Annotated in this window: 16 protein-coding genes; 7 read left to right on the top strand and 9 right to left on the bottom strand. The window is 68.4% G+C overall.

The window, feature by feature from the left end; translation table 11 throughout:
• From EJK15_RS49760 to EJK15_RS49745, 4 genes are all read left to right on the top strand, one after another.
• Positions 1-461: aldo/keto reductase (locus EJK15_RS49760; RefSeq protein ID WP_138717465.1), on the top strand; the 461-nt coding region annotated here is incomplete at its 5' end.
• 31 nt (positions 462-492) lie between these two features.
• A complete protein-coding gene (locus tag EJK15_RS49755) occupies positions 493-726 on the top strand; it encodes a hypothetical protein (RefSeq protein ID WP_206061591.1) in 234 nt (77 codons plus the stop codon).
• A 212-nt stretch (positions 727-938) separates the two neighbouring features.
• A complete protein-coding gene (locus EJK15_RS49750; RefSeq protein ID WP_138717464.1) occupies positions 939-1,511 on the top strand; it encodes a TetR/AcrR family transcriptional regulator in 573 nt (190 codons plus the stop codon).
• Between the two features lie 24 nt (positions 1,512-1,535).
• A complete protein-coding gene (locus EJK15_RS49745) occupies positions 1,536-2,342 on the top strand; it encodes a siderophore-interacting protein (protein WP_240777717.1) in 807 nt (268 codons plus the stop codon).
• 95 nt (positions 2,343-2,437) lie between these two features.
• Here the strand turns inward: EJK15_RS49745 and EJK15_RS49740 are convergent, their stop codons facing one another.
• The 4 genes from EJK15_RS49740 to EJK15_RS49725 form a co-directional block, all read right to left on the bottom strand.
• Entirely contained in the window at positions 2,438-3,118 is a 681-nt protein-coding gene (locus EJK15_RS49740) for an SDR family NAD(P)-dependent oxidoreductase (protein WP_138717463.1), read from the bottom strand.
• Between the two features lie 442 nt (positions 3,119-3,560).
• Positions 3,561-4,802, bottom strand: coding sequence for an NAD(P)/FAD-dependent oxidoreductase (locus EJK15_RS49735; RefSeq protein ID WP_240777716.1), 1,242 nt, complete (start codon positions 4,800-4,802; stop codon positions 3,561-3,563).
• Positions 4,799-4,996 carry a ferredoxin gene (locus EJK15_RS49730; RefSeq protein WP_138717472.1) on the bottom strand — a complete coding sequence of 66 codons (198 nt, stop codon included), beginning with the start codon at positions 4,994-4,996 and terminating at the stop codon, positions 4,799-4,801. Before EJK15_RS49730 ends, EJK15_RS49735 begins: the two co-directional genes overlap by 4 nt.
• A 123-nt stretch (positions 4,997-5,119) precedes the next feature.
• A complete protein-coding gene (locus EJK15_RS49725) occupies positions 5,120-6,322 on the bottom strand; it encodes a cytochrome P450 (protein ID WP_138717462.1) in 1,203 nt (400 codons plus the stop codon).
• A gap of 173 nt (positions 6,323-6,495) precedes the next feature.
• On the opposite strand from EJK15_RS49725, the gene EJK15_RS49720 reads away from it, so the two are divergent.
• The 3 genes from EJK15_RS49720 (at position 6,496) to EJK15_RS49710 (ending at position 8,906) form a co-directional block, all read left to right on the top strand.
• Positions 6,496-7,143: a TetR/AcrR family transcriptional regulator gene (locus EJK15_RS49720; RefSeq protein ID WP_206061590.1), complete on the top strand. Its 648-nt coding sequence runs from the start codon at positions 6,496-6,498 to the stop codon at positions 7,141-7,143.
• Between the two features lie 310 nt (positions 7,144-7,453).
• Positions 7,454-8,422: a tyrosine-type recombinase/integrase gene (locus EJK15_RS49715; protein ID WP_240777715.1), complete on the top strand. Its 969-nt coding sequence runs from the start codon at positions 7,454-7,456 to the stop codon at positions 8,420-8,422.
• A 175-nt stretch (positions 8,423-8,597) separates the two neighbouring features.
• Positions 8,598-8,906, top strand: a complete 309-nt coding sequence (locus tag EJK15_RS49710) for a tyrosine-type recombinase/integrase (RefSeq protein WP_240777714.1) — start codon at positions 8,598-8,600, stop codon at positions 8,904-8,906.
• Positions 8,907-9,330: 424 nt separating this feature from the next.
• Here the strand turns inward: EJK15_RS49710 and EJK15_RS49700 are convergent, their stop codons facing one another.
• The 5 genes from EJK15_RS49700 to EJK15_RS49680 all read right to left on the bottom strand — a co-directional run bounded on the left by EJK15_RS49700 (position 9,331) and on the right by EJK15_RS49680 (position 14,490).
• A complete protein-coding gene (locus EJK15_RS49700; RefSeq protein ID WP_206061589.1) occupies positions 9,331-10,230 on the bottom strand; it encodes a DUF5131 family protein in 900 nt (299 codons plus the stop codon).
• Complete coding sequence (locus EJK15_RS78000) at positions 10,200-10,586, bottom strand: DUF5131 family protein (RefSeq protein WP_138717460.1); 387 nt, start codon at positions 10,584-10,586, stop codon at positions 10,200-10,202. Before EJK15_RS78000 ends, EJK15_RS49700 begins: the two co-directional genes overlap by 31 nt.
• Before the next feature lie 271 nt (positions 10,587-10,857).
• Positions 10,858-12,231 (bottom strand): hypothetical protein, encoded by a 1,374-nt coding sequence (locus EJK15_RS49690; protein ID WP_138717459.1) that lies wholly within the window; start codon positions 12,229-12,231, stop codon positions 10,858-10,860.
• 706 nt (positions 12,232-12,937) lie between these two features.
• On the bottom strand, positions 12,938-13,540 hold the full coding sequence (locus EJK15_RS49685) for a GNAT family N-acetyltransferase (protein WP_138717458.1): 603 nt from the start codon (positions 13,538-13,540) through the stop codon (positions 12,938-12,940).
• 200 nt (positions 13,541-13,740) lie between these two features.
• Complete coding sequence (locus EJK15_RS49680; protein ID WP_171074984.1) at positions 13,741-14,490, bottom strand: GntR family transcriptional regulator; 750 nt, start codon at positions 14,488-14,490, stop codon at positions 13,741-13,743.
• Positions 14,491-14,741 lie beyond the last annotated feature (251 nt).

Here is a 14,741-nt window from a genome sequence, read left to right as displayed (position 1 = left end):
TGCAGTCGGAGTACTCGCTGTGGACCCGCGACCAGGAACCGCAGGTGCTGCCGCTGCTGCGCGAGCTGGGCATCGGGTTCGTCGCCTACTCCCCCCTCGGCCACGGCTTCCTGACCGGGAAGATCCGATCGGAGAGCGACTTCGGCCCGGACGACTTCCGGGCCACCAACCCCCGCTTCACCGGCGAGAACCTCCAGCGCAACCTGGCCCTCGCCGACGAGGTGCAGGCGATCGCCGCCGAGGCCGGCGCCACGCCCGCGCAGGTCGCGATCGCCTGGCTGCTCAGCAAGGGCGACGACATCGCCCCCATCCCGGGCACCAAGCGGGTCTCGCGTCTGGAGGAGAACGTCGCCGCCGACGACCTCGTTCTGACCGTCGAGCAGATCGCCAAGCTCGACAGCCTGCCCCCGGCCGCCGGCGGGCACCACAACGAGGCGCAGATGCAGATGATCGAACGCTGACCGTTCGATTCGCGACGAGGAAGGACGTCCGATGCGGACGGTCACCCTGAACAACGGCGTCGAGATGCCGATCTTCGGCTTCGGCGTCTATCAGATGCCGCCCGGGCAGACCGAGCAGGCGGTCACCGATGCCTTGCAGGCCGGCTATCGGCTGCTGGACACCGCGGCCGCCTACCGCAACGAGGAGGCCCGTCGGCCGCGCGATCAAGAGCAGCGGCATCCCGCGTCAGGAGCTGTTCGTCCCCACCAAGCTGTGGATCTTTGACGCCGGCGAGGAGAACGCCAAGCGTGCCTTCGACACCTCGCTGGCCAAGCTCGGCCTGGACTACTCGACCTGTAGCTGATCCGGCAGCCCTTTACGTGGCAGGCCGAGCTGTTCGGGGGAGCCGTGTGCGGGTGCCCCTTCGCACCGCGGAACGGCACACCCTCCATTGATAAGGTTTGCCTAACCTGATTAGTACGCTACAGTTTCGTACTATGCAATCCACAGCGCGGATCAGAGAACGCGAGCGCCACATTCTCGCCGTGGCCGTCGAGCTGCTCAGCGAGGTCGGCTTCGACCGGCTGACCTTCGATGCCATGGCGGCCAGGGCGGGCGTGTCCAAGACGACCCTCTACCGACGCTGGCCGGGCAAGCACGAACTGGTCATCGAGGCTGTACGCCGCCGGGTGGGCTTTTCCTTCACCGTGCCGGACCAGGGGAGTTTCCGCGCCGAGGTGCTGGAGGCCCTGAGGCTGGTCAGTGATTGGTTGAGGCGGGACGCGGCGATGCTGCGCACCCTGGTGGACGCCGGCCGTCGTGACGCGGACCTGCGCGAGGCGACCGAACGTCAGCTCGCCCGGCCTCTCGACGGCATGTGGGAAGAGGTCATCGACAGGGCTCAAGGCCGCGGTGAGCTGCGCTCCGACGTGGACCTGTCCTGGCTCAGCGAGCTGGCGCAGGGTGTCTTGACCAACCGGATTCTTGTGGCGGACGTCCCCGTCACCGACGCGTTCGTCGAACGCCTGGCGGACGAAGTCATCGTCCCTACCTTCGCACGCCGCGTCTGATCCCCCACCATCGGAGAAGCCGTCATGCCCCGACACAAGTCGCCGACGCGGCGCAGGATGCTCCGCGCCGCGGTCTCCCGCACCGAATGCACCAGCCCGAGCTTCGTCACCCTCACTGTCCAGGGGCCCGACCTGGCGGACTTCGACCCCATGGGTTTCGACCAGGCATGTCGGCTGTTCTTCCGCCGCGACGGCCAGCGGGAACTCGCCATGCCGACCGCGTCGCACAACGGCTGGCTGGCCCAGTTCATGCTCATGCGGTCGGCCACCCGGCCCTGGGTCCGCCTCTACACCGTGCGCGCGTTTCGCCCCGAAGAATGCGAACTGGACATTGAGTTCGTCCTGCACGGCGACGCAGGTCCCGCCTCGGCGTTCGCCTCCCGCGCCCGCCCGGGAGATCCGGTGGGACTGTTCCCTGAAGGAATCGGCTACGTCCCCACACCCACGGCCCAGTCGCAACTGCTGGTCGCCGACGAAAGCGCCGTACCGGCCCTCCTCTCCATCCTCGAACAGGCGCCTGCGGACCTCACCGGCGACGCCTACCTGGAAGTGCCGACCGGCGACGACATCCGACCGGTTCCGGCACCCGCCGGAGTCACCGTCCACTGGCTGCCCCGCGACGACCACAGCGCCATCCCGGGACGACTTGCCCTGCAGACGCTCACGTCCTCCTGGAAACTCCCCCCGGAACAGCGCATCTACTGTTGGGTGGCGGGAGAAAGCGGCCTCGCCACAGGTCTGCGGCGACACCTGGTCAAGGAACAGGGTGTCCCGAAGTCCGATGTCTCTTTCCTCGGCTACTGGAAGCACGGCAAGAGCAGTCCCGGCTGAGTGGCATCACCCCCCTTCGCGAGCCCGTATGGCAGCCGTCCGAATGATGGGGGGTGTCCGCCGCCCGTGGGCGGCGGACGGAGTGCCGGTGTGAGTCAGCCGGTGAAGACGGCTTCGGGTTGGTCGCGGTGCTCGTGCAGGTCCCAGTACAGGGGTGCGATCTGTTCGGGGGTGGCTGCGGGGATGCCTTCGGGGCCGTTGTCGCCGATCCAGGTGCTGATCGCCACGTGCGCGGCGTACACGCCGCTCCCCGCCAGTTCGTTGTGCAGGTTGAGCACCCAGTTGCGCAATGCTCCGGCCGCGGCGTTGACGTTGCCGAACATGGGGACGGGGTTGATGGAGCCGCCGCCGGTGGTGAACAGCAGGGTCCCGGCTCCGGCCTCCCGCATGGCGGGCAGCACACTGCGGGCGGCGGTGACGGCTCCGTAGAAGGTGTACTCGATCTGCGGCTGCAGGTTTTCCACCGTGACCCCGCTCGGGGTGACCATGGTGAGGCCGGGCACGGGTGAGTGCGGCGCCGGGGAGTACTCCAGCACGTCGATGCTGCCGAAGCGGGCCGCGACCGCGTCGAGGGCGGTGGTGAGAGAAGGGCGGTCCAGCACGTCGGCGGGGAACGCGGCGGCCGTGATGCCCTCCTGGGCGAGCTGGTCGACGAGGGCGTTCAGCTTTTCCTCGGTACGGGCGATCAGGGCGACGTCGAAGCCGCGCTTGCCGAAGGTGCGGGCGATGGCCAGGCCCATGCCGGGGCCGGCGCCGACGATGGCGAGTGTGGGCATGATCAGATCTCTTTCGTCAGTGGGGGCGGGAGGAGTCAGGAGCAGGTGAGGGCGAGCCTGTCCTTCGACGGGCCGGAGCCGGTGTGGAAGCGAGTTTCCCGCCCGGCCGCGACAGGCCCGTGAGCTGTGCGTCGTCGCTGGCCAGGTGCACCATCGCGTCGAGGCCGCCGGGGGTGAGCGCACGCACTTGGTCATCCAGGTCGCCGGTGAAGTCGATCAGGTGCACCTCGGCGGAGCCGTCGATGCGCGTCCGACGCCGGATCCGCCGCCGGTGACGGTGACGGGCGTGTCGGAGAGAACCGGTGGATCAGGTGGGTGGTTTCATGGTGCTTCCTCTTGGGTTAGGGGAGTGCGGTTTGGTGCCGGTGGGGCGAGGGCCGTCCGGATCCCACCGGCCGAGGTATGTGTTCGGTCTCAGGTGTGGCCGCTGTGTGTCATGAGGTCACGCGGCGTGCGCGTCGCTCAGCGTCTTCGACCATTCCTGGCGGGTGGCGACCGCGGATCGCCAGGCGCGGAGCGTCTTTGGTGGCATGCCGACCGACAGGGCGCCTGTCAGGCGGTCGCCCTTGCGGTAGGCGGCGATGAAGCGGCGGGTCTCGGGGTCGCCGTCAACGATCACGGCTTCGTCGTGGCCGCGCAGAAAGCCGTACGCCTGGATCTTCATGTCGTACTGGTCCGACCAGAAGTACGGCACGGGGGCGAACGGCCGGGGATGCTCCGGGTTCAGCAGGTTGCGGGCGACCGCCATGCCCTGCTCGGCTGCGTTCGTGCGGTGCTCGATCCGCATGGTCGTCTCGAACAGCGGGTTGTACCAGCGGGCCACGTCGCCCACCCCGTACACGCCGGGCGCCGCCTGGCAGAACCCGTCGCACACCAGGCCGTCGTCCAGCCGCAGCCCGCTGCCTTGAAGCCATTCGACGTTCGGGTGCGAGCCGATGCCCACCACCACGTCATCCGCCGGGACGACGATCCCGTCGGCCAGGCCGACGCCGGTGACCCGGCCGTCGTACGAAAGGATCTCGCCGGCCGTGACCCCGGTGCTGAGGTCGACGCCGTGATCGAGGTGGAGCCGGGTCAGGGCCCGGCCCACGACTTCGCCGACGGCATGCGCCAGCGGCACGGGCGCCGGCTCGATCATCGACACGTCGGCGCCGAGCCCGCGGGCGGACGCGGCGGCCTCGGCGCCGATGAAACCGGCGCCGACGACGACCAGGCGCCGCCCGGGAGCCAGCCGTGCCTTCAGTGCCGTCGCGTCCTCCAGGGTGCGCAGCACATGCACCCCGGATACGCCCGTGCTGCTCGGAAGGCGCCGCGGCCGGACCCCGGTGGCGACCACCAGGGCGTCGTAGGGCACAGTGCTGCCGTCCGACAGCACCACGGTCTGCTCCTCGCGGTCCACACCGGTGGCCGCCCAGCCCAGCCGTAGGTCGATGCCCAGTGCGTCGATCTCCGCCGGTGGGCGCAGCCTGAGCCGCTCGGGCTGCCATAGCCCGCTGAGGAACTGCTTGGACAGCGGTGGACGGTCGTACGGCAGGTGTGGCTCGTCGCCGATCAGGGTGACTGTTCCCCGGTAGCCCTGTCCGCGCAGTGCTTCGGCCGTGGCCAGGCCGCCCGCGGACGCGCCGACGATCACGACGCGGTCCGGGAGGCCAGGGGAGCGCAGGGGGCGCCCGGCGATACTCACGACTCCACCAGTCGGATCGCGGCGGCCGGACAGACCAGCGCCGCCTCACGGACGTTGTCGTGCAGTTCGGGCGCCGGGGTCTCGTCGAGCAGGACGACCATGCCGTCGTCGTCCCGTTGGTCGAAGACCTCCGGGGCGAGCAGCACGCACTGTCCGGCGGCGACGCACTTGGGGACGTCTACTTCCACCTTCATGTTCATGGGGGTTGTGCTCCGCTGGGCTCGAGGATGTTGTTCGACTCGGTGGAGAGGGTCCGAGCCGAGTGGTGACGGGGTCGGCAGAGTGAGGGCAGGTTCGGGCCGCGTAGGGCGGCTCGTTCACCAGGTCACGGGCAGTTCACTGACTCCGTAGACGGCCGTTTCCTGCTTGAAAGCGAGGTCTTCAAGGGGTGCGTCGAGCCGTAGCCCGGGGAGCCGCCGGAAGAGTTCGGGCAGGGCGATCTGGAGTTCGGCGCGGGCCAGAGGCTGGCCGAGGCACTGGTGGATGCCGTATCCGAACGCCACGTGCTGGCGCGCGTTGGCCCGGCCGAGGTCCAGGCGGTCGGGGTCGGTGAAAACCTCCGGATCGCGGTTGGCCAGATGGATGGGGACGATCACGCCGTCCCCGGCGGAGATGGTGATACCACCGATCGTGACGTCCTGGAGAGCACGGCGGCGCAGTCCCATGTGAACGATGGACAGATAACGCAGCAGCTCCTCCACCGCCTGCGCGGTCTCGGCCGGCCCCGCGAGCAGCCGGGGTATCTGGCCGGGGTTCTGCAGCAGGGCGACGGTGCCGAGCGCGATCATGTTCGCGGTGGTCTCATGGCCGGCGAACAGCAGGAACACCGCCAGGTCGGTGGCATCCCCCTCCGAGACGGTGCCCGCGTCGACCTGCTCGACGAGGCGGGACAGCACGTCATCGCCGGGGGCCTTCCGCTTGGCGGCGAGCAGGTCGAGCAGATAGGCGTTGAGCTCCCCCCATGCCTGGGTGAACTGCTCCCCCGTGGCCGTGATGTCCACGAAGACCTTCGAGCGCTCCTGGAAGTACTCGTGGTCCTCGTACGGCACGCCGAGCAACTCGCAGATCACCAGCGAGGGCAGCGGCAGGGCGAAACGCTCCACCAGGTCCACCGGTCCCTGTGACCGGGCCATCTCGTCGAGCAGCTGTCCCGTGATGCCGATGATCGCGGGACGCAGCGCGTCGATCTTCTTGACCATGAACTCGCGGGTGAGCGTGCGCCGCATCGTGGTGTGGACGGGCGCGTCGACGTTGGTGAAGAAGCCGGGCGGCTGGGGCGGCTGATCCGGCTGCACGTCCGGGAACCCGGGCTGTGAGGGGTCGCTGCTGAAGGCGGGGTGGCCGAGCACCGCACGGGCGTCTTCCCAGCGGGTCACCAGCCAGGCGCTGTGCCGGCCGTCCCAGATGGTGACGCGGCTGATCGGTGCGTCCTCACGCAGGCGGGAGTAGGCGGGTGGCGGGTCGAGGGGGACGGTCCTCGGCCGGGCGAGGACGAATTCGGGCGTGGGGTCAGGGGTCACGAAGGGCTCCTTTTCGTTAACCTAACGGCGTTTGTCTTACTAACACCGTTAGGTGGTTGTCGAGGGTTAGCCTAACGCTGTTACGCTGTTTTGGCGAGGTCCCGTTCCGGACGGGTGGATGGCCGATGATGAAATCCCGGTCACAACCGGTGGCGGGGTACGGAGGAGGAAACGTGGACTTGGCACCCCAGAGGCGGCGTGTGCCCAACCGGCAGGGCGAAGGGGAGCGCCTCCGGCAGGACATCCTGGACACGGCGACCCGCATTCTGGAGGAGTCCGGCCGCGAGGACGCCCTCTCCCTGCGCGGCATCGCCCGGGAGCTGGGCATCGCCGCGCCCAGCATCTACCTGCACTTCAAGGACAAGACCGACCTGGTACGGACGGTGCTCGACGCCCGGTACGCCGCGCTGGCGTCGACCATGCGCGAGGCCGGGAGCGCGGCCGCCGAGGCCGGTGCCGACGCATGGGGTGTCCTGCGCGCCATCGTGGGCACCTACCGCGGGTTCGCCGTCGACAATCCCCGCCGCTATCGGCTCATGTTCAGCCTGGAGCAGCAGGCTTCGGCGGAGGACCGGCTCGCCACCGAGCATCCGCTCGACCGGGTGCTGACCGCGTGGACCGATGCCGTTGACCAGTACCTCGCCGCAGCCTGCCCTGAGCAACGTGAGGAGGCCCAGACGCTGGGGGCCCTGCTGTGGACTGGGCTGCACGGCCAGTTCGTCCTCTGGCACACCCTGCCGCATTCCTATGTCGATGACGACACCATCCTGCGCGAACTGGAGGAGGCGCTGATGAGGCGACTGCTGCCGCCGTCCGGCTGACCGCCGGACGCTGCATACGGCCATGCGGCGGTGCACGGCGCGCTGACCTGTTGATGCCGACTTCCTGACGGCCAAGGCCTTGGAGGCCAAGCGCGTGAGGACGCACGAGAATTGGCTCCAGTTGATTACCCGCGCCACTGGGCCGACCATCGCACTCACTGGCAGCTGCGCGCACTCGGCAGTGTGACACAGAACTTCAATTATCTGTCACACGGGCTTGGCCAGGGCCGCGCACGCCCAGCTCGCCGTTCCCGGCCGCCGAGGCGACTCGGCAACGTTATGTGTCACATCGAGGAAAGAGGCCGCTGTCGTGTCCGTCGTGGCGTTCCCCAGCCAGCCCTCCCCGGCCACCCTCCCCGGCACGGCCGGAATGACGACTGCGACCGCCGTCGAGCGCTTCCTCGACTCCCTCACCGCAGCCACCACCCGCGCTGGCTACACCGAGACCCTCACCCGCTTGGCAACCGTCACCGGCCCAGAGCACCCCGTCGCCGCGCTGACCCCCGAGCACTACGCCGCCGTCATGGACCGGTGGAAGGCCGCGGCGGGCGCCACCTGGAACCGCCACCTGTCCGCGCTCACCTCCTTCACCGTCTGGACCCAGCGCCAGGAACTCCTGGCCACCAACCCCGCCCGGCGGCTGGAGCGCCGCAAAACCGCCCGCCGCGGCGACCGCGCCATCCCGCGCACCCGCCTGGAGACGCTGTTCACCAACGGCGCGCACGCCTTCCGCGAACGTGTCCTCTGGAGGCTCCTGTACGACACGGCCGCCCGGGCCGAGGAAATCCTCACCCTCAACGTCGAAGACCTCGACCTGGAGTTCCGCCGCGCCCGCGTCGCCTCCAAGGGCGGCGCGATCGAGTACGTGCACTGGGCCACCCCCACCGCCCGGCTGCTGCCCCGGCTGCTGGCCGGCCGCACCTCCGGACCGGTGTTCCTGGCCGACCGGCGCGCCGCCACGTCCGGGCGCCGAGCGCCGGCGGCCGCTGACATCTGCCCCGTCACCGGGCGGGGCCGGCTGTCCTACCCGCGCGCCGAATACCTGTTCAAGACCGCTTCGGCAGAGCTCGACCCGCACCGACAGGGGTGGACCTTGCATCAGCTGCGTCATTCGGCGCTCCAGCACCTCGCGCAAGCCGGACGCACCGCGCCCGAACTGCAGGCCAAAAGCCGCCACCAACACCTGGCCAGCCTCGGCCGCTACGTGCGCCTGGGCGAGGAGACCTCCGCCCGCATCACCGCCGACGCCGACCCCATCCGGCGGCGCCGCCCTCGCTGACCGCACCGCACCAGAGCGGCCGACCGCTCAGCATGCCAGCCACACCCGCAGAACCTTCTTGGCATCGCGATCGCGCTGGCTCCACAGCGGCCGCCGTCCTTGGCCGTAGCCGAACCTCGGCTCGTCATCGCCCATGATCCCACCGTAGACGCCTCGCGACTGCCGTCCAGGCCCTGTGTATCGCCGCAGGTCAGGCAAATCTGTTGGAAATTTCCCCGGGACTACAGCGAGGCCGTCCTACGACGCCGCCCACCACCGCTGGCAGAGTTACTGCGCGCAGGCTGGCGTCGAGATCGACATCCACCAGCTGCGCCACGCCCACGCCACCGAACTCATCAACGCTGGCGTCTCCATCGAGGCCGTTCGCCGCCGCCTCGGCCACGCCTCCACTGAGACGACGCAGCTGTACGCGTTGCTCGACGACAGGGTCGCCGACACCGAGATCCGCGCCGCACGCCGACGCCGGGACCGGGCAACGAGCTAAGGAAGCTTCGCAACCAAGAACAGCCTCAGCTCCCTGCAATCAAGATCGTTCTCAGCGCCAACGGCTGTTCGCCGGTTTCTCGCCCCGAACTCCCTGGTCAGCGACATGACTATCCCTTTCTCTCGTACTTGGGCTGCCCCCCGGTCACGCCTCCACCGAGACCACGCAGCTGTACGCGTTGCTCGACGACAAGTTCGCCGACACCGAGATCCGCGCCGCCCGCCGACGCCGCGACCGAGCGGCGCATTGATCGCACAGTTGGCCCTCTCCCGGTTCAGGCTGCTCTGAGCAGGGATAACGCAATCGCGTGTACCTGGTGACAGCTTCGTTAACGACAGGCCGATAATGACATCGACGACACCGACATGACGCCTTGAGGCGTCCCCTGCGCCGTCAAACGTGGACCGTCCTGGACTCTCGCGGCTCAGGCAGGGCGAACCTCGTGCGGGAACTCGTCCCAGGTCTGGCCGTCCAGAAGCCGTCCGCCTATCTTCGGTGTGCGTCCGCCAACCTGCTTGAAAAACAGGGCCGTCGAAGATCTTCCACACCGGTCACGGATATCTCGGACCCAATCCAGATCCAGCGGCCGGTGATTCGGGCCGCTCTCACCTCCAACGATGACCCAGTCGATACCGGTCAGATTCAGGGACGGCAGCGGCCCCAGCAGCGGCTCCAAGGACAAGAACCTAACCGCCGCCGGCAGCAGACGGATCTCCTCTGCCCGCCAGCAGTACTCGTCGGACTCGATCGACGTGCCGATCCAAACATTGCGCAGCGGCCACGGGCTCAGCGTGTTGCAGTTGGCCACGCGCTGACGCACGGTCTCGCGCGCCCGCCGGGCGAGCGGAACGGCGTCGTCAGCAGATAGCCGTTCCATCTCCGCCCAGACCGCGTCGACGAACTCCTGCGAGTTCAGCATGTGACGCAGGCGCCGGGGCCTCTTGGTGAGCAGTTGGAACTGGTGCCGCGGCGCCAGCGCCATGGTCGCGAAAATGCGGGCAACGAATGCCGTGGGGACACGGGCATGGCCGACGTCGCTCATCGAGTTCACGAACACTTTTCGGGGCTTGCGCCACCGCAGCGGCTCGGTCAGGGCATTCTCATGCACGCTCACGCCGAACCCGGGTCCGCTCGTCCGCGGATCACCATCGCGCTGATACTTCGCCTGCCCCATGGCCTTGAGCCGCTTGGCGAGTGTCAGCGCATAGCAGTTGTCACAACCGGGAGAGATTTGATCGCATCCGGTCGTCGGGTTCCACGTGACCTCGGTCCACTCGATGGACGTTGCTGAGCTCACTGGCTCCACCGCCCACGAGTCGGGCACGTTCCCGACACCTCTCGCACACGTCGAAGCCCTGCCGCATGCCTATTGACCTGTACCGACGAACGATCGAAGATCGCAAACCCGCCAGAAACGTCAGACATAGAGTTGACGAAGTCAACCTGCGGAGCTCGCCATCGATACGGAAGTCTGAGCGCATCAAGGTGAAGAGCAAGACCGAGGCTCGGGCCGGAAGGACAGGCATTGCCGTCGGTCTGATACTTCGGGCCACCCATTGCCTTGGGCCGTTTCGCCAACATCAAGGCATAGCAATGATCACATCCGGACAAGACACGATCGCATCCAGCGGTGGGATTCCAGGTGGCTTCCGTCCACTCGATGGCACTGTGGTCAGCCACCAGATCCTCCTCGGCTTGTTCGAACGCTCCCCCTCGCCTGCACACACCACTGTTCTTCACTGATACGCCCAGGCACCGACACTTTCCGAAAGATCGGCGTCACGGTGTGGTCACGAGGACCGGTAAATCGGCGAGGCGGGTGGAGCCGGCCGAGCGGGGTCCTGCTGTAGGACCCTTCGGGCACGGCATCCCACGTGGTGTAGCGGCGCAGGTCAGGGGCGGCGGTCATGGTGAACCTTTCTGCAGGGGTCAGAACGGCGGACGATGCGGATCACGCGGACTCCGTCCCTGCGGCTTGGCTGAGCGAGTGTTGCTGCTGGCCACGTCGATGGAGCGCGTCCACCGCAGCGCGGGCGGCCTGGTAAGCGGCGTTCGCGTACGGCGGACTACCGGGCTCCGTCGTGGTAGCCGTCGACGTCCGCGAGGGCCACGACAGCGCGGTGACCACCTCGCGGGCCGGTGCGGGCCCGGGCGGACTGGCGGATCTGGCGTCGACATGCGCACTGGGGTCTGGCGCGTCGGCGCGCTGGTAGACGATCTCAGCGGCGATCTGGGCGCACGCCCCGCAGGGCTGCCCGGTGTCGAGGCGGTGGTGTTGTTCGCAGCGCATGTCGGGGCAGTGGTAGCCGCGTCGGACGATCGTGATGGCCACCGCGGTGGGATCGGCGATGTCGTCGCGCCACTGCCACGGCTCCCAGCGTCTGCGTACCCGTTCGGCCAGTTCCGCCGGCGTCCGGGTGGCGAGTTCGGCGGCGATGGCGGCCAGCACGCGGCGTCGGCCGAATGCCGGGATGGCTTGGGCCAGGGTCGCCGGCAGGGCATGGCGGTAGACCTCAGTCGCCTGACGCCTGGTCGCCGGATGGCGCGCCGCCGGCGGCGTAGCCCGCGTTGGGGAGACTTGTCTTCCTGGTTCCGGCCGTTGGGCGTCTACCACCTGTACGTCGCCTGCGGCGGGAGGTTGAGATGCGTCCAGCTGTGATGTCTTATGATCATGTGCCTTCTGTGGACTGCCCGCTTTTGCGAGGGGTGACTGCCCGGCCTTGCCAGGGGTGAATGCTCTGGGCTGCGAGGGGCTGGTGGTGTGCAGACGGCCTTGTGTGGCATGTGTGACAGCTACTGTGGCGGCCTCGTTCGGGTTTCGCACGGGCCGCATGAGCAGACGGCCGCCGCGGCGCTGGGTGACCTCGGCCAGTCCTGCGCGTTCCAGTTCCCGGAGCCTGCGCCGGCCGGTGTCGGCCGAGGCGCCCAGCATGCCGCCGAGGTGGCCGACGGAGGTCTCCAGCGGCCGGTCAGCCTCGCGCTGGTTGGCCAGCACCAGCGCGTACAACCGCCACGCAGCCGGAGAAATACGCTGATCGGATTCGCTGGAGGCCGACAGCAGATCCAGCGTCCAGGCCGGCACCTCCACGTACGGGTCGCCGGTCTCGCGGGGCAGCCGCAGCGCTGCGTGCCGGACCGCACGCTTGGCTCCCAGCGGGCTGGAGCGGGCCAGCCACGGCCCGCCCGGGCCGTCGGCCAGCAGCTGGCGGCGCGCGCCGTCCAAGGTCTTCTCGTTCACGCCCAGCGCGTCGGCCACCCAGCAGCGCCGCGCGTAGGCCGGAGCTCGCCCGCCGCCCAGGGCGCGGGGCATCAGCGTCTCGTACATCGCCCACACGGCTACCGCTAGGGCGCCATGCGAAGGCGAGCGCAGCAGTGAACGAGGAACCTGCACATGTCCCCGTGCAAACGATCTGGAGGCAGGCGCGACGCCACCGCCGGGTGTGCTGGTCGGCGCCTGATCTTGACAAGCCGCGCCGGCCGCCGCCGTCACTTGGCCCTGCCCACGCAAGAGGCGGCCACGGACGGCAAGATCATTCCGCGCATATTCCGCGAGCGGCGGCACGTGCGGGCCGCGACTGGCACACCGTGGCACACGCCGCACGGCGACGGAAAGGCGTTACCACAGGTCAAGCCTGGGTTTTCTCTGACCAGGTAAGTGGACGCTTCAGCGTTCAAACCTGCGAGCAGATCATATATGGTGCTCTGCACCGTTCCGCCGACAAAGAGAGCAAAAGGTCCCCGGCCCGGGGCCGAGGTCCATGGGAGGGCGGAACGGGAAGCAGGCCGTCCCCCCGAGACGGGCTGAGGTCCTTCGTGGCGCAGAGCGGGAGGCCGGCCGCACTCCCCCAGCACTCCGCCGGGCAGCGCGCCGCAGGCGACGGCCAGAGGGCCGCGGGCGCACGCCCTTGCGACGGGCGCCGGCGTCCCGAGAGGCGGGCGATGGGACGGGCGTGGGTGCGAGGGCGATGGGTGCGTGTGGGGGCCTGGGCCCGGCCTCCCGGTGGGGAGGCCGGGCATATGGGTGGGATCCGCTAGGCGGTGATCAGTTCCGCGGCCGTGAGGTCGCGGAAGGCCGTGGTGCGCAGGTCCTCCGAGGGGCGCTGGAAGAGCGCCCCCGAGGACCGGTGGGAAAGGTCCACCGTGCGGACGTGGCGGAAGCCGCGGCTGCGGTAGTACTGCTGCAGGCGCGGGTTCGCCTTGGCGCAATCCAGCCGCAGCAACGGCAGCCCCGAGGCGAACGCCGAGGCGCTGGCCCAGTCGAGGAGGGCGTCGCCGAGCCCGCTGCCCGACCACGGCCGGGCCACGGCCAGCTTGTGGATGTAGAGCGCCGCCCCCGGATGGTCGGAAGGAGTCCAGAACTCCGGGTCGGCGTGGTCGTCGAGAGCTATGGTGGCTACCGGCGGGGCTGATTCATCGGGGTCGAGGTATCTGAGCTCGTCGTCGAGCAGGTACAGCACCCGCTCCTCTATGAGCGGCTCGATCCGCTCGGGGCCGAACCCGTTGCGGGGCCACTGTCGTACGCCCTGCGAATAGAGCCACTCGGCGGTGTCCGCGAGCAGCGTGAGTACGCCGGGAAGGTCCGCAGGTTCCGCTCTGCGGAGTGCGAGCGGATGAAGCAGGGTGTTTGTGTGCATAATACAACTCCCGTTGCGTTGGGTTTCCACGCGACAGCACAGCGTAATGACGCAATGTCGCGTAGGGGCGAAATGGGGCCTCAACCCGATATATATGGATAAATGGCGATTTAGGGGAGTATGCACGACTCCCCCAGGCCAGCGAGGCGGCTATTTCTCGCTGCGCCCGGCCGGCGGGATCACCCCTTCATCCGAGCCCGTTAGCGGCGATCGAGCTCGTATCTGATCAAATGTTTGTCGGCGGGAAGCACCGACACGGCGACACGCACTGGCATGTCGACCCCGTCGTATCCGACTCGGACATACACCATGACTGGTGTGCCGAGTTCGAGTTGGAGGCGCTCGGCCTCCTCTTGGTTGGGCATGCGGGCCCAGATGTCGTCCACGACACGCACCTGCGCATGGCCCAGCTCTTCCAGCACCCGGTTCGCCCCTCGCGCGATGTCTCCGGGCCTGGCGATCTCGGAGTCAGCAACAAGATCACGGGGAAAGTAGGAATCGTTGGTGTTGTACGGCTGGCCGTCCACGAATCGCAGACGACGTCTCACCACGGCCAATTCCCCATCCGCCAACTCCAGCCTGCTGGCGATCTCCTCGACGGGAGAAACCGTCAGCACTTCAATGTACTGGCTTGGCGCGCGGCCTTCCTGCGCAACGGCGTAGGCGAAGGCCTCTCGTAGTTCCCCGGTGGGTTGCGGCTCCAGCTCCCGCTGCGGATAGATGAGCAGCGGTCTGCGGTCTCTGACCACGGTTCCGCGCCGCGGCGTGCGCGTAACGAGCCCTTCGTTGACGAGCTCTCCGAGGGCCAGCCTTACGGTGTTCCTGCTCACCCCATGGTCTTCCATGAGCTGCGCCTCGGTCGGAAGCTGTGCCCCGGGGCCGAGGACACCCGAGTAGATGGCTCGTCGCAACTCCGCAGCCACCTGCTGATACAGCACCGACCTTGCCACTTTCACCCCTTTTGTTCCAACAATTTAGACGATCTGGTTCTAGCAGGCCACAACCCCTTGACCGAACCCCCTTGAGCGGCCCATCATCCATTCGTTGGTACAAATCCATCTAAAGGCCGGTGAGGGGGTGGAGGCCAGTGTTGCCGGTCCGCACGGGTACGCCGTACCTGCCCTGGCATGACCCTGGTGCAGCAACACGTTTACTGCGTTACGCGTTGCCCCGCCAGGGGTTCACCCACACCTACCAGAGC

Source organism: Nonomuraea basaltis, from assembly GCF_005893125.1.
Lineage (GTDB): Bacteria > Actinomycetota > Actinomycetes > Streptosporangiales > Streptosporangiaceae > Nonomuraea > Nonomuraea basaltis.
Note: the sequence above shows the minus strand (reverse complement) of the source record. Positions and strands in the feature narration are given on the sequence as shown.